Genomic DNA, 14,423 nt, shown 5'->3' with positions numbered 1-14,423 from the left:
TCGCTGCTCGCCGAGCAGGATGGATAGCCGATGACAACAACGACGACCCGCGCCGACAGCATCATCAATGCGGGCTGGATCATTCCGGTCAATGCGCGCCGGGAGACCCTGACTAACCACAGCCTGGTCATACAGCACGGTCAGATCGTTGACCTGCTGCCGACCACTGAGGTCGACCAGCACTACCACAGCGACCAGCGCCACGACCTGCCCAAGCACCTGTTGATACCGGGCCTGGTCAACGCCCACGGCCACGCCGCCATGACCCTCTTTCGCGGCCTGGCCGACGATCTCCCCCTGATGAGCTGGCTGCAGGATCATATCTGGCCCGCCGAAGCCCAGTGGGTCAATGAGGAGTTTGTCCACGACGGTACCCAGCTTGCAATGCTGGAGATGTTGCGCTCGGGCACCACCACCTTCAGCGATATGTATTTTTTCCCCGACGTAGCGGCCCGCGCCGTCCACGACGCCCGCATGCGTTGCCAGATCAGTTTCCCGATACTCGACTTTCCTACCGCCTGGGCGCGGGATGCCGATGACTATATTCACAAGGGACTGGAGCTGTTCGATGACTTTGGCAGCCAGCAGCTGATCAATATCGCCTTTGGCCCCCACGCCCCCTACACCGTCTCCGACGCTCCCCTGCAGCGGGTCATCACCCTGGCCGAGGAGCTCGACTGCGCGGTCCAGATCCACCTGCACGAGACCGCCCAGGAGTTGAGGGACGCCTTTCTCGCAGACCGCCGCCGTCCCCTGCAGCGACTCAACGAGTTGGGCCTGCTCAGCCCGAGACTGCAGTGCGTCCATATGACCCAGCTGGATGACCGCGACATCCAGCTGCTGCGGCAGAACAACTGCCACGTTGTGCATTGCCCCAACTCCAACCTCAAACTCGCCAGCGGCTTCTGCCCCACCGCCAAGCTCCATGGCGCCGGCATCAATGTTGCGTTGGGCACCGACGGCGCGGCCAGTAACAACCGCCTCGACCTGCTCGGCGAAATGCGCACCGCCGCGCTGCTGGCCAAGGCGGTCAGCCACGACGCCAGCGCCATCGACGCCCACAGCGCCCTCGAGATGGCCACCATCAACGGCGCTCGCGCCTTGGGTATCGAGGAGGTTACTGGCAGCCTCGAACAGGGCAAGGCGGCCGACATCGCCGCCATTGACCTCTCAGCAATCGAGAGCCAACCGCTGTATAATCCCCTCTCACAGCTGGTGTATGCCACGGATCCCAGCCAGGTGAGCCACGTCTGGGTCAATGGTGAACTGTTGCTCAGCGAGCGAAAAGCACTCACCCTGGACGCCACCCGCATCCTCAGCCGCGCCCAGAGCTGGGCCGACAAAATTTCAGCCAGACCATAAGGCACTGCACTTCATGACAGCCCAAAGCTCCTCGACCGACAACAGCAACGTTGACCTCGCAGAGATCGCCAAATTCGAAGCCCTTGCCAGCCGCTGGTGGGATCCGGACAGCGAGTTTAAACCCCTGCACCAGATCAACCCCCTGCGCCTCAACTTTATCGATGAGCGCAGCCAGCTGGCCGGCAAGCGCGTACTGGATGTCGGCTGCGGCGGCGGCATCCTCTCGGAGTCGATGGCGCTACGCGGTGCCGATGTAAGCGGTATCGATATGGGCGAAGCCCCGCTGGCGGTTGCCCGCCTGCACAGCCTGGAGAGCGGGGTGAAGGTCAACTACCAGCGCTGCACCGTGGAGGAGATGGCCGAGCAGCAACCAGCCAGCTTCGATGTGGTGACCTGTCTGGAGATGCTTGAACACGTACCGGATCCTGCCTCGGTCATTCGCGCCTGCTACACCCTGGTCAAACCGGGGGGTGAGGTGTTTTTCTCCACCATCAACCGCAACCCTAAGGCCTACCTACTGGCCATCATCGGCGCCGAATACCTGCTCAAGCTGTTGCCCAAGGGCACCCACGACTTCGACAAATTTATCCGCCCCGCCGAGCTGGGCACCTGGAGCCGTGAGGCGGGGCTGCGTACCCGCGAGCTGGTGGGAATGACCTACAACCCCATTACCCGACAGTACAAGCTGGGCAATAACGTCGACGTCAACTACCTGGTGCACTGCCAGCGCCCGGCCGAGGATGAGTAATCCACTGCCGCTGGGTTGCGTGCTGTTCGACCTGGACGGCACCCTGCTCGATACCGCACCCGACTTCATCAAAGTCCTCAACCGCCTACTCGAAGAGCAGCAGCGCCCTCCCCTCGACGACGCCCCCATTCGGGCTACCGTCTCCAACGGGGCCCGGGCCCTGGTCAGCCTCGGGTTCGGGCTTACTGAAGGCGAACCGGGCTTTGAGCCCCTGCGTGAGCGCCTGCTCACACTGTACGAAGAGCGCCTGGGGGAGTTCACCCGCCCCTTCGACGGCATCGACCCATTGCTGTCCACTCTGGAGGCGCGGGGAATCCCCTGGGGAGTGGTCACCAATAAGCCCAGCCGCTATACCCTGCCCCTGCTGGAAAAACTGGGCTACCGCTCACGCTGCGCGACTGTTGTCTGCCCTGACCAGGTGAGCCACAGCAAACCCCACCCCGAGCCCATGTTGCTGGCCTGCCAGCAGGCCGCCTGCATACCCGCCCGTACCGTCTATATTGGTGACCACGAGAGGGACATTAAGGCGGGACACAACGCCGGTATGCCAACCATTGCGGCACTGTACGGTTATCTCGAGGCCGGCCTCGACTGGCGACGCTGGCGCGCCACCCACCAGGTGAACCACGCGTCGGAGATCCTGCAGTGGTTCGAAGCCCTCGACTGGTACTGCCCAGGTCACAATTGAGTGACCCACTGTCTCGAACCCTGAATCACAAGCCGATATAATCTGTACCCTATTCACCACAACTATTGCCGCCAAGGGCCCCCTGATGTTCGACTACCACGCGAAAGAAGACCAGCTAAAAGACAAAGTGATCCTGGTGACCGGGGCCGGTGCGGGGATCGGTAAAGCCGCCGCCATCGCCTTCGCCAGGCATGGCGCCACCGTGATCCTGGTGGGCAAAACCGCCAAGAAGCTGGAGTCGGTTTACGACGAGATCGAAGCCGCCGGCTACCCTACCCCGGTGGAGTGCCCGCTCAACCTGGAAACCGCCACTGAGAAAGATTACGCCGACCTGGCCGAACAGGTTGGGCAGGAGTTTGGCCACCTCGACGGCCTGCTGCACAACGCCAGCGAGCTGGGCCAGCTCGGCCCCCTCGACCAGTACGACAGCGCGATGTGGAACCGCCTGCTGCAAGTCAACCTGACCTCCCAGTTCCTCATGAGTAAAGCACTGATGCCCCTGCTGGCCGAGGCGCCTAACGGCTCCCTGGTGTTTACCTCTTCGAGCGTCGGGCGCAAAGGCCGCGCCTACTGGGGAGGCTACGCGATCAGCAAGTTTGCTACCGAGGGGATGATGCAGGTCTGGGCCGATGAGGTCGAGGGGATCACCCATATCCGTATCAACAGCGTCAATCCCGGCGCTACCCGTACCGCTATGCGCGCCAGGGCGTACCCCGCCGAAAACCCCAACAACCTGCCCGCTCCCGATGAGATCATGCCGCTCTACCTCTACCTGATGAGCGACGACAGCGTTGGCGTCAACGGTCAGGCGCTGGACGCTCAATAGCGTCACCGGCGGGCGGCAACTCCTTGCCGCCCGCAACGACAATCTTCTGTCACCCCCCTCCAAAGCACCCCTTCTGGCCGTCAAAACCTCGCCAAAAAACCGCCAGACAGGCAAAAGAGGGCCTTAAAATAACCCCCAACAAAACCCCTATCCTATTGTTTTTAAAAAAATTTAAATAAAGACCATACAAACTGGCATGGTTTTGGCTAAACAAAAACAAGTGATCGATATAAAACTTGTCAGGGATAAAACAATGGGACCTATAGCGCAATCCAGTCGCGAACTCAGCCACAGCAACATCAAGCTGTTTACCGCCGCCCAGCAGGTGAGTCCGGCTAACCGCGCCCTGGATAACAGGGAGACACTGCGCGAACAGCTGAGAGAGCGCCTGCCGCGCCTCCTGCAAACCACCCTGGAGCTGGAGCAGCAACTCAAGCTCTGCTTTCAGGAGCTGCACCGCGCCCTTAAGGTGGATGGCCTCGAATACAGCCACAACAACGAAAACATCAACCTGAGCCTTGGCCGACGGGCCACCCACAGCTGCAGCTACCGACTGGTGACCGAGCGTGATTTTAACGGAGAGATCTGCTTCAGCCGCCGTTCACGCTTCGATGAGGAGGAGTTACAGCTGATCGAGTCCACCCTGGGCCAGCTGGCCTACCCCTTGCGCAACGCCCTTAGCTACCGCCAGGCGGTGCAGCTAGCCTTGCGGGACCCCCTCACCGGTGTAGGCAACCGCATCGCCATGGATAACGCACTGCACCATGAGCTGCAGGTTACCCAGCGCAACGAGCAGCCACTCTCATTGCTATTGCTGGATCTGGACCACTTCAAGAAGATCAATGACACCTTCGGCCACAGCGCCGGCGACCAGGCTTTGAAGCACGCCGCCGACAGCATCCGCCACGCCATCCGCGACATCGACCAGGTTTTCCGCTTCGGAGGTGAGGAATTTGTAATTGTGTTGAGAAACTCCAACCAGGAGTGCTCCACCATGGTCGCCGAGCGTATCCGGGCACGGTTGGAGTCAATGCAGTGCCAATTCCAGGGGCAGGAGATTCCCGTCACCGCCAGCATCGGGGTTGCTACCTACAACGACAAGGAAACGATTCGTGACACCCTGCAGCGCGCTGACCAGGCCCTCTACAAGGCCAAGGACCAGGGACGTAACCGTGTGATCAGCCTGGACTAGGCGGTGCACCATCAGGCGTCCATAGCCAGGCGTATCCAGTGCCCCCCAAAAAAAACGCCGCTGACGCGGCGTTTTTTTATTCAGCTTCGCTTATAGGGCCGCGTGACAGCGCTATTTTTACGCTTGGTTCGCTTCTCCTGGTGACGGTCAGCGGTCAGCGGCTTCACCGGCCGCGAAGGCAGATCAACCGATTTGGCCAGATTGTCCACTTCCTTCTGCCCCAGCTCGCACCACTGCCCCGCTTTGACCTCGCTGGGGATGAACACGTTGCCGTAGCGCACACGCTTCAAACGGCTGACGGTTACCCCCTGGGACTCCCACAAGCGACGGACCTCGCGGTTTCGCCCCTCCATCAGCACCACATGAAACCAGTGGTTGATGCCTTCACCACCGGAATCAACGATATCGGTAAAGCGTGCCGGACCATCCTCCAACTGAACGCCATCAAACAGTTGTTTGGTCATCTCCGGAGTCACCTCCCCCATGATCCGCACCGCGTACTCCCGTTCAACGGAGTAGGAGGGGTGCATCAACCGATTGGCCAGCTCACCATCGGTAGTAAACAGCAGCAGCCCGGCGGTATTGATATCGAGGCGACCGATGCAGATCCAGCGCTCCCCGTGAAGGCGAGGCAGGCGTTGAAACACGGTGCGGCGACCCTCAGGATCCGAGCGGGTGCACACTTCCCCTTCCGGTTTGTTGTAAAGCAGGACCCGCCGGCTACCCACCACCTCTTCATTTTTCAACAGCTTCCCGTCGACCCGAATTTGATCCTGGCTGCCCACCCGGCACCCCAGGGCCGCCCTCTCCCCATTGACCTGGACCCGTCCCTCTTCAATCCAGCGCTCCATCTCACGACGGGAGCCTACACCCGCCCTGGCGAGCACCTTCTGCAACTTCTCTCCAGCAGTATTGGTATCAACTCTGCTTACACTCATGGTATTTATCCTCGATCGGATTTTTCGACTGACTGTTCTTCCACCCCATTGCCTGCAGCCTCTTCAGCAGCGGGCAAAGTGGACTCACTGGCGACCTCACCGGCCTCCAGACTCTCGGTACCCGGGGAGCAAGGCTCCTCCTGGCCACTCTTTATCCCCCCCTTCAGCAGGTCCTTGAAGCTGGAGGGCAGGGACTTCTCCATCTCATCGAGCTCACGGAACAGGGCTTCGTCCTCTTCCAGCTCGGATTGGGGGCCACCCTCAAACAGGGAGCTTATGTCCGTTTTAGCAGGCACCTCGGCTACCGCCTCCCCTTCCGCAGCCGCCGTATCGCCCACCGCTTCACCCGGGGCAAGAGGGGCTCCCGCCACGGCCAACGCCTGCTGGTCCAGCTCTTCGCTGAGCCGCTCCAGGTCACGTATTTCAGACAACACCGGCAACTCGTCAAGATTTTTGAGGTTGAAGTAGTCGAGGAACTGGCGCGTGGTGGCGTACATCGAAGGGCGACCCGGGACATCCCGATGACCCACCACACGAACCCAATCGCGCTCCAGCAGGGTCTTGACGATGTTGCTGCTGACGCTGACCCCCCGAATATCCTCGATCTCTCCACGGGTGATCGGCTGGCGGTAAGCGATCAATGCCAGGGTTTCCAGCATGGCACGGGAGTAGCGCTGGGGTTTCTCCTCCCACAAACGGTTGACCCAGGTGGAGAGGTTCTGTCGTACCTGCAGTCGAAACCCGCTCGCTACCAGCTTCAGCTCGATCGAACGCCCTTCGCACTCGGCCTCGATGGTTTGCAAGGCTGCACGAATCTCCTCGTTGGATGGACGCTCATGCTCCTCAAACAACTGCCCCATCTTCTCGACGGTAAGCGGTTTACCGGCCGCAAAAAGCGCCCCCTCCAGCACCAGTTTAAGGTTATAGGGGGTGTTGATCTCCTGCTCGCTATGACTCATATCACCGTCACTCACTCTGCTCGCGCTTTCACATGGATGGGTCCAAAGGGCTCATTTTGCACCAGCTCCACCAGCGACTCCTTAATCAATTCCATCACCGCCATAAAGGTCACCACAACCCCAAGGCGCCCCTCCTCCACCTTAAACAGGGAAACAAAGGGTAAAAAGCCACCCACCGACAGCCGGTCCAGAACCAGCGACATTCGCTCGCGGGTCGAGAGCACCTCGCGTTCGATCTGGTGACTTTCAAACATATCGGCCCTTCGCAGTACATCGGACAGCGCCAGCAGGATCTCCTGCAGCTCTACCGGTGCCTGGGGTTTGGCGTTCTCGCTGGCGGGCGGCTGCACGGTAGCCAGTGCGTAGTCGCGCCCCTGTCGTGGCAACGCATCCAGATCCTCTGCGGCCAATTTGAAACGCTCATACTCCTGCAGGCGCCGGATCAGCTCTGCCCGCGGATCTTCCTCCTCCTCCCCCACCTCCTCGGAGCGGGGCAGCAGCATACGGGACTTGATCTCCGCCAGCATGGCCGCCATTACCAGATACTCGGCGGCCAACTCAAACTGGGCGGCCTCCATCATCTCCACATACGCCATGTACTGGCGGGTAATTTCGGCCACGCAGATCTCGAGGATATCCACATTCTGTCGCTTGATCAGGTAGAGCAGCAGGTCCAGTGGCCCCTCAAAGGCTTCGAGAAACACCTCCAGCGCATCGGGCGGGATATAGAGATCCTGGGGTAAGGAGGTCAGCTCCTTACCCTGCACAACCGCAAAGGGCATCTCCCCCTGCTGGACCGGCCGGCGGAAGCGAGGGTTCACCACCGCTTCCGGAGGAACCGGTCCGCTGCCCTCGGCCAGTGCCTGTTCGTCACTCATACCCCATCACCATCTGTGTTCAATCCTCGCTCAAAAAAGGCTGTGGATCGCCCAACCCTGTGCGCGTCACCTGTGGCAGATCGCCCGTCAGGTTGACGACGGTGGTCGCCTCCATGCCACAGTACCCGCCGTCGATCACCAGGTCCAGCTGGTGCTCCAGCAGGTCACGAATCTCATAGGGGTCCGTCATAGGGAGCTCCTCCCCCGGCAGGATCAGGGTGCAGCTGATCATCGGCTCCCCCAGCTCCTCCAGCAGCGCCAGCGTGGTGGCATGGTTGGGAACCCTCAAACCGATGGTACGGCGCTTCGGGTGCAACAGCCGCCGGGGCACCTCATTGGTCGCATTGAGGATGAAGGTATAGGCCCCCGGCGTATTGGCCTTCAGCAACCGATACTCGGTATTGGCCACCTTGGCATAGGTGGCGAGCTCCGACAGGTCGCGGCACATAAGGGTAAAGTTATGCTTGTCATCCAGCTGCCGCAGGCGGCGAATTCGATCGACGGCCTTCTTGTCGCCAAGGTGGCAGCCGACCGCATAGGCTGAGTCGGTGGGGTAAGCGACGACCCCGCCTTTACGGATAATTTCAGCGGCCTGCATAATCAGGCGGGCCTGGGGATTATCGGGATGGATCTGGAAAAACTGGCTCACGGCACTCCCTGCGACTGACAGCGACTTATGGTTCGATCAAACGCAGCATTATACCTACTCTTAGGGGGGATGGCGCTAGTTCTGTTAGCCTGCCCAATCGCCCCAGACCGGCTCACACCCATCGGGTAATGGCGCCAGTTTGCCCAGTTCGCACCAGGGCCCCAGCGGGGCATGAAAATCACTACCCATCGACGCCTTAAGGCCAAACTCTGCGCACAGGCTGGCGTACCAGGGCATTTTGTGGCGCGGCAGGCTGCCACTGGCCACCTCCATCGCCTCGCCACCGGCGGCGGCAAAAGCCGATAGCAGCTTGCGCAAACGGGTATTGGTCATTTTGTAGTGGTGCGGATGCGCCAGCACAGCGGTTCCACCGAGCGCGCGGATCCAGCCGATCACGGTCTCCATCGTGGGCCAATGGCACTTCACATCACCGGGTTTTCCAGCCCCCAGGTACTTGCGAAAAGCCATTTCACGACTGTCGACCACGCCACTGGCAATCAGGTAGTCGGCGAAATGGGGACGTCCCAACTGCACGCGCACCCCAGCGTCCTGCGAGAGACCTCGACTCTGGCGGGCAATCGCAAGGGCCCCCGCGAGCACCCCTTCGCCCCCGATGCGTTCTAACCGCGTTGCAATGGTTTGGGCGCGGGCATCCCGCGCCTGGCGCTGCAACTCAAGCACTTCCCCCAGCAGCGGAGCATCAAGATCAAAGTTCAGCCCCACCACATGGATGCCCACCCCTCCCCAGACGCTCGACAACTCGATACCGCTGATCACCCGTACCGGGCTGTTGGTACTGGCGGCGATCACCTCCCGCACCCCGGACACCTCGTCGTGATCGGTCACAGCCAGGAGCTCAACCCCCTGCTCTTCGGCTCGGGCCAGCAGCTCCAGTGGGGAAAGGGCGCCATCGGAATGGTTGGTGTGGCAGTGAAGATCCACCACGCTGTATCGGTTCAAATCGGGTCCAGGAATTACTCGTTAACGGGATAGCATGATATCATGGCCACCCCTTGGCAGGGGTGATAATTGCCCCCCCACCTCCTCTAGCGCGTAAGGTTTCCCTATTATGAAGTTGCTGGTCGACTTTCTCCCCATCGTCATCTTCTTTATCGTCTACAAGTTCAGTGCCGAGCTGATTGCCCCTTTAAGCGGAGTACTCGCACCCGATACCTTCGAGCTACTGAGCCAGGCCCAGCCCATCATCATCGCTACTGCTGTGCTGATACCCGCCACCTTCCTGCAAATTCTCTACACCCGCTGGGCAACCGGAAAAATCGAGAAGATGCACCTGGTGACCCTGGCACTGGTGGTGGTATTGGGGGGAGCCACTGTCCTGTTTGGCGACAAGAGTTTTATCCAGTGGAAGCCCACCATCGTCAACTGGCTGTTTGCCGGAGTATTCCTGGGCAGCCAGTTCATCGGCAGTAAAAACCTCATCCAGCGCATGATGGACACCAAATTCACCATGCCCGCAGAGATCTGGAAGCGATTGAACTACGGCTGGGTCGCGTTTTTTGTCTTTGCCGGCGCGATCAACCTTTACGTGGCCTTTACCATGTCCGAGGAAAGCTGGGTCAACTTCAAGCTGTTTGGTATGCTCGGGCTGACGCTGGTCTTTATCATTGCCCAGGGCATCTATCTGTCCCGGCACATCCAAGAGCCCACCTCTTCAGAACACGGAACCCAACAAGGATAACCCCATGTTTTACGCCATTATCAGTCAGGATATCGACAATAGCCTCAGCAAGCGCATGGCTGCTCGCCCGGCCCATGTTGCCCGTCTCGAAACCCTCAAGGCCGAGGGGCGCCTGTTGATCGCCGGCCCCCACCCCGCCATCGATAGCGAGGATCCGGGAGAGGCGGGGTTCACTGGCAGCCTGGTGGTGGCCGAGTTCGACTCATTGGTCGAAGCCCAGCAGTGGGCCGATGCCGATCCCTACATTGAAGCGGGCGTCTATCAGCAGGTGGTGGTCAAACCCTTCAAGAAGGTCCTGCCCTAGCTCTGCCGGCGGGGCGTTTTGTGAACCATGCAGTAGTGGTTGCCGGCGCCCTGCGATAGGATCAACGCCCCACAACACGCTGTTAGAGACTATGAGCCGTTTATCAACCTGTACCCTGCTACTGGGCGCCAGCCTGCTGGCCACCCTGCATACGCCCGCCGCCAGCGCCGAGGCGCGTTACATCTCCGACATCCTCTATGTGCCGCTTCGCAGTGGCCCCAGCAACGCCAACAAGATCATCCATAAGGGTCTGAAAAGCGGCACCCGCCTGGAGTGGATTCGAGATGAGGGAGAGGAGTTCAGCTTCGTTCGCACCAAGGATGGGGTCGAGGGCTTTATTCGCAGCCAGTACCTGCTGACCGAGCCCGGAGCCCGGGAACTGCTTGAGCGCGCCCAACTGAAAGCCGACAACCTGAGCCAGGAAAACAGCGAGCTCAAGCGCCGCCTGGCGGAGCTCGAGAGTGCCAACTCAGAGCTAAACAGCAGCAATCAACAGAGTAGCCGGCGCGGCGAGAAGCTGGAAGCCGAGCTGGCAGAGATCAAACGCATCTCCTCCGAAGCGATCCATCTGGTAGAACGCAACAAGGAGCTGGTTTCCAACAACGTGATCCTCAAGAACCGGATTGAGACCCTCGAGCTGGAAAACGCCAAGTTAGGCGACGAGTCCGCCAAACAGTGGTATCTCTATGGTGCAGGCACCATCGTTGGCGGCATACTGATCGGTTTGGTCGCTCCGCTGATGCGTAGCCGCCGTCGACAGAGCTCCAGCTGGGCCTGACACCGCGCCCCATATCCATCACCTATAGAGCAGCATTCCAAAATGCTGCGGAACCACGCCATGCACGACTACCTGGTTGACCCGGAGATTGAACGCTACTGCAGCGCCATGACCAGCGACGAGCCCCCACTGCTGCAGGAGCTGGTCGAGACGACCAACCGGGAGATGGCCTACCCGATCAAGCTCTCCGGCAAACTGATAGGGCGTACCCTGAACATGCTCACCCGGATCAGCGGCGCCCGCTCGATCCTCGAGATCGGCATGTTTACCGGCTACTCCGCCCTCTCCATGGCAGAGGCGCTGCCCGATGATGGCCGCGTTCTCTGCTGCGAAAGCAACCCCCGAGCGATCAGCTTCGCACAGGGGTTTTTCGATCGCAGCCCCCACGGCCACAAGATTGAGGTGCGTTTTGGCAAGGCGCTGGACACCATCGCCGAGCTGGAGGAGAGCTTCGATATCGTCTTTATCGATGCCGACAAGCGCAACTACTTCAACTACCTCAAGGCCACCCTGCCGCTGGTCAACCGCGGAGGGCTCATCATCATCGACAATGCCCTGTGGCAGGGCCAGGTACTGAACCCGCAGGATGAAAAGGATCAGGCGATCGACGACATGAACCGCTTCATCCATGCCAGTGATGAGCTGGAGAACTGCTTCCTGACCCTGCGCGACGGACTCAATCTGGTTCGTAAACGTTAACCCTTTCCAGAGGTGTGATAGAGGCCAACCAGCCTCGCCACCAGCACCGTCAGGTACAGCTGTCCCATCAGGGCTTCACTAAACGCCAGCATCTGTGCCTGACGGGTAACCGGCGTGATGTCGCCATATCCCAGGGTCGAGAGGGTGACAAAACTGAAATAGACCAGCGAGGAGACCTGGTCGGCACTGATGTGGGTCAGTGCATGCGGTTGCAGCACCGACAGGGCGCCAAAGATAAAGCTCCAGATAAACCCAATCAGCAGGTAGATGCAGATTGATCCCCAGATGGTGTCACCACTTACCTGACCGCTGCTAAACACCTGCTGTAGCAGGCACCAGGTGACGTAGGTGAAGAAGAGCACATTGGTGAGGTGGTCTGCCAGCACCAGCCACTCGTTGGACATTACCAGCACCGCCCAGTTGGTGACCATGGTCGGCAGGCCAAGCAGCACGGAGACCAGCAGCTGCTTAGGGCTTCGGCTCAACAGGTAGACCGAGGCGATCAGCAGCACGCTGATGCTCAGGCGGATCAAAAAATGATCCAGGAAACTGCTGCCGGAGAGGGTGGCCATGGCCAGAATACAAACGATACCCGCCGCCATCGAACCAAACCCATAACGGGGAAACACCAACCATTTAGCCACCCCCAATCCTCCCTCTCTTTCCCATCCGTTCGCCCTTTATCAATCGATACAGTATCGTCATCATCCGATCACCACCGGATCCCCCTCAACGCCCTGGTGAAGCATAAGCACCGCCCCACGCTCACTGGCGATTTTAGCAAGTGCCCCCAGGTGGGTTATAGCCATAGCCAGATCGGCCTCTCGCCAGGGGGCGCCCGCAAAAGATTCCGAGCGAGACCACCGGTCAGCCAGTGCTTGCCGCTCCGCTTCATCCAGCGCCTGCAAGGCCCCGCAGAGATCCGCGGGCAGCTCAATCAACCAGGGCCCCTGGACACTGGCCTGATGGTGCACCTCGAACGCACGGATGAGCGCCTCGCTCAGAGCCTCCTCCCGACACAGGGCCAACAGGTCCACCAGTTTTTCCAGATCCAGGTCCAGGCAGGCAAAACCTGGCCACCGCTCAGGCTGATGGGGATTTTCAACAATATCGTCGATCTCGGTGGGGGAGGCCACCAGGTAACGGGTACGCACATCCATTAAGCATGCTCCTCCAGTCTATGTCCTGCCGCTGACTCCATCGCCAGCACCGCCTGGCGAATGGGGTCGGGTATGGAGCACTTGGCTCCTGCCCTGTAGTCGAAGTAGACGATGACCCCCTCCCCCTCAGCGGCGACGCAATCGAGCTTATGACTCCAGATGCGATAGCGCATGGTAAATCGGTCGTCAGCAATCGACTCGATACGCGCGCTGATCCTGACGCTGTCAGGGTAGGTAAGCGGGGCGCGAAAACGGCACTGTGTGGAGGCCAAAATAGGCCCCTGACCGCTGCTGGCCATGGAGTCCATTACGCCGGCTCGCTCAAAATAGGCTATGCGGGCATCCTCGAAGTAGCGAAAGTAAACCGTATTGTTCACATGTTGAAAAGCATCCATATCCCCCCAAACGACGGCCTGCTCAAATTCTACGGGATACGACTCTGACCGACTATCCACTCCTACCTCCCCTGCAACCCTATCCGGTAAAGACCGATGTATTCGAAAGCCCTGCTTGGTTATAGTGTAAAACCATGAGTGCTCGTCCCTATAAAGCCGTTGCCAACCCCGTTCTGCGCTGGGCCCTCTTTATCTGTGGCTGGCTGGCGGTCGTATTAGGTGTAGCCGGTATCTTCCTGCCGCTACTCCCCACTACCCCCTTCCTGCTCCTGGCCGCCGCCTGCTTCTTACGCAGCTCCGAGCGCTTCTACCATTGGCTGCTGGGCCATCCACGGCTTGGCAACTACGTTAACTACTACCTCGATGGTGAGGGTATCCCCGCCAGGGCGCGCACCTATACACTGTGCTTGCTGTGGGCCACCATCCTGATCAGCGCCGCGCTGGTAAAAAGCTGGCCCCTGGGGCTGATGCTGGTCGCCATTGCCAGTGCGGTCAGCCTCTACCTGCTGCGGATGAAGACCCGCCCAGCTTCCCTTAGCCAGCCAGCACCGCCTCCAGCCTCGCCTGCAAAGACGCCCACGGCAGAAACCCCTGACTAACGGCGCTCCACTGCTGATCATGTTTGAGAGCCAGGGTAGGGAAGCCCTGCACCCCCAAACGGGCACAGAGCTCAAAATCCGCCTTCGTCCTGGAGCGCATGGAATCGCTGACCAACGCTTCGGCAAAGCGAGCGCGATCCATACCCGCGTCAACCGCTAGCTGTGCGACGACAGCGGGATCGGTAATATCCCTGGCTTCGGCATAGAAGGCGCGCTGCATCGACTCGATAAAGTCAAACAGGCGGGCCGATCCCATCTCACGCGCCGTCACCACCGCGCGACAGGCCGGTTCGGTATCGTAAACAAAGCCGGTCGGCAGCCCATGTTCAAAATCAAAGGGCTGGCCGCTGGCTTCCTGAACCCGGTGCCAGTGCCCCTTGATATAGTCGCGCTGCGCTTCGTCCAGAGGATGGGTCTCGCTACGCAGCCCCCCCACCACCAGGGTTAAGGGAAGGCGCTCAGCGTACTGGTGGCGCAGGCGTTCCAGCTGGGGAGCAAACCCCCAACACCAGGAGCACATAGGATCAAAAAAGTAATAGAGCTGCATTC

General features: G+C 60.0%; 19 protein-coding genes. 10 read left to right on the top strand and 9 right to left on the bottom strand.

Going from position 1 to position 14,423, the window contains the following annotated elements:
• Positions 1–30 precede the first annotated feature (30 nt).
• The 5 genes from D0544_RS03685 (at position 31) to D0544_RS03665 (ending at position 4,816) form a co-directional block, all read left to right on the top strand.
• The gene (locus D0544_RS03685) at positions 31–1,362 is read left to right on the top strand and encodes a TRZ/ATZ family hydrolase (protein WP_125014649.1); all 1,332 of its coding nucleotides are present in this window, start codon (positions 31–33) and stop codon (positions 1,360–1,362) included.
• Positions 1,363–1,375: 13 nt separating this feature from the next.
• Positions 1,376–2,110: a bifunctional 2-polyprenyl-6-hydroxyphenol methylase/3-demethylubiquinol 3-O-methyltransferase UbiG gene (ubiG, locus tag D0544_RS03680; RefSeq protein WP_125014648.1), complete on the top strand. Its 735-nt coding sequence runs from the start codon at positions 1,376–1,378 to the stop codon at positions 2,108–2,110.
• Positions 2,103–2,798, top strand: a complete 696-nt coding sequence (locus tag D0544_RS03675) for an HAD family hydrolase (RefSeq protein WP_164880823.1) — start codon at positions 2,103–2,105, stop codon at positions 2,796–2,798. Before ubiG ends, D0544_RS03675 begins: the two co-directional genes overlap by 8 nt.
• A gap of 85 nt (positions 2,799–2,883) precedes the next feature.
• A complete protein-coding gene (locus D0544_RS03670) occupies positions 2,884–3,624 on the top strand; it encodes a YciK family oxidoreductase (RefSeq protein ID WP_125014647.1) in 741 nt (246 codons plus the stop codon).
• Positions 3,625–3,877: 253 nt separating this feature from the next.
• Positions 3,878–4,816 carry a GGDEF domain-containing protein gene (locus D0544_RS03665; RefSeq protein ID WP_164880822.1) on the top strand — a complete coding sequence of 313 codons (939 nt, stop codon included), beginning with the start codon at positions 3,878–3,880 and terminating at the stop codon, positions 4,814–4,816.
• An 80-nt stretch (positions 4,817–4,896) separates the two neighbouring features.
• On the opposite strand, the gene rluB is transcribed toward D0544_RS03665, so the two are convergent.
• From rluB to D0544_RS03640, 5 genes are all read right to left on the bottom strand, one after another.
• Entirely contained in the window at positions 4,897–5,754 is an 858-nt protein-coding gene (rluB, locus tag D0544_RS03660; RefSeq protein ID WP_125014645.1) for a 23S rRNA pseudouridine(2605) synthase RluB, read from the bottom strand.
• A gap of 5 nt (positions 5,755–5,759) precedes the next feature.
• Positions 5,760–6,728 (bottom strand): SMC-Scp complex subunit ScpB, encoded by a 969-nt coding sequence (gene scpB / locus D0544_RS03655; protein ID WP_243647239.1) that lies wholly within the window; start codon positions 6,726–6,728, stop codon positions 5,760–5,762.
• Positions 6,725–7,591, bottom strand: coding sequence for a segregation and condensation protein A (locus D0544_RS03650; protein ID WP_125014644.1), 867 nt, complete (start codon positions 7,589–7,591; stop codon positions 6,725–6,727). Before D0544_RS03650 ends, scpB begins: the two co-directional genes overlap by 4 nt.
• Positions 7,592–7,610: 19 nt before the next feature.
• Positions 7,611–8,240 carry an L-threonylcarbamoyladenylate synthase gene (locus D0544_RS03645; RefSeq protein WP_125014643.1) on the bottom strand — a complete coding sequence of 210 codons (630 nt, stop codon included), beginning with the start codon at positions 8,238–8,240 and terminating at the stop codon, positions 7,611–7,613.
• Positions 8,241–8,324: 84 nt separating this feature from the next.
• On the bottom strand, positions 8,325–9,200 hold the full coding sequence (locus D0544_RS03640; RefSeq protein ID WP_243647238.1) for a PHP domain-containing protein: 876 nt from the start codon (positions 9,198–9,200) through the stop codon (positions 8,325–8,327).
• Between the two features lie 109 nt (positions 9,201–9,309).
• Between D0544_RS03640 and D0544_RS03635 the strand changes: the two genes are divergently transcribed.
• From D0544_RS03635 to D0544_RS03620, 4 genes are all read left to right on the top strand, one after another.
• Positions 9,310–9,939 (top strand): septation protein A, encoded by a 630-nt coding sequence (locus D0544_RS03635; protein ID WP_125014642.1) that lies wholly within the window; start codon positions 9,310–9,312, stop codon positions 9,937–9,939.
• Positions 9,940–9,943: 4 nt separating this feature from the next.
• On the top strand, positions 9,944–10,243 hold the full coding sequence (locus tag D0544_RS03630) for a YciI family protein (RefSeq protein WP_125014641.1): 300 nt from the start codon (positions 9,944–9,946) through the stop codon (positions 10,241–10,243).
• Between the two features lie 91 nt (positions 10,244–10,334).
• Positions 10,335–11,021, top strand: a complete 687-nt coding sequence (locus D0544_RS03625) for a TIGR04211 family SH3 domain-containing protein (protein ID WP_164880821.1) — start codon at positions 10,335–10,337, stop codon at positions 11,019–11,021.
• Positions 11,022–11,063: 42 nt separating this feature from the next.
• Entirely contained in the window at positions 11,064–11,720 is a 657-nt protein-coding gene (locus D0544_RS03620) for an O-methyltransferase (protein WP_243647237.1), read from the top strand.
• Here D0544_RS03620 and D0544_RS03615 read toward each other — a convergent pair.
• From D0544_RS03615 to D0544_RS03605, 3 genes are read right to left on the bottom strand one after another with little or no spacing between them, the layout of a single operon-like run.
• Complete coding sequence (locus D0544_RS03615; RefSeq protein ID WP_125014639.1) at positions 11,717–12,364, bottom strand: potassium channel family protein; 648 nt, start codon at positions 12,362–12,364, stop codon at positions 11,717–11,719. The genes D0544_RS03620 and D0544_RS03615 overlap by 4 nt on opposite strands.
• A gap of 60 nt (positions 12,365–12,424) precedes the next feature.
• Entirely contained in the window at positions 12,425–12,880 is a 456-nt protein-coding gene (locus tag D0544_RS03610; RefSeq protein WP_125014638.1) for a hypothetical protein, read from the bottom strand.
• Positions 12,880–13,335, bottom strand: a complete 456-nt coding sequence (locus D0544_RS03605; RefSeq protein WP_207905751.1) for an acyl-CoA thioesterase — start codon at positions 13,333–13,335, stop codon at positions 12,880–12,882. The genes D0544_RS03610 and D0544_RS03605 overlap by 1 nt, the downstream gene beginning before the upstream one ends.
• A gap of 74 nt (positions 13,336–13,409) precedes the next feature.
• Here D0544_RS03605 and D0544_RS03600 point away from each other — a divergent pair, with 74 nt between their 5' ends.
• On the top strand, positions 13,410–13,874 hold the full coding sequence (locus D0544_RS03600; protein WP_125014637.1) for a YbaN family protein: 465 nt from the start codon (positions 13,410–13,412) through the stop codon (positions 13,872–13,874).
• Here D0544_RS03600 and D0544_RS03595 read toward each other — a convergent pair.
• On the bottom strand, positions 13,810–14,421 hold the full coding sequence (locus tag D0544_RS03595) for a DsbA family protein (RefSeq protein ID WP_125014636.1): 612 nt from the start codon (positions 14,419–14,421) through the stop codon (positions 13,810–13,812). The two genes, D0544_RS03600 and D0544_RS03595, sit on opposite strands and share 65 nt — an antisense overlap.
• Between the last annotated feature and the right edge of the window lie 2 nt (positions 14,422–14,423).

The sequence above is a fragment of the Aestuariirhabdus litorea genome (assembly GCF_003864255.1).
GTDB classification, from domain to species: Bacteria; Pseudomonadota; Gammaproteobacteria; order Pseudomonadales; family Aestuariirhabdaceae; genus Aestuariirhabdus; species Aestuariirhabdus litorea.
Note: the sequence above shows the minus strand (reverse complement) of the source record. Positions and strands in the feature narration are given on the sequence as shown.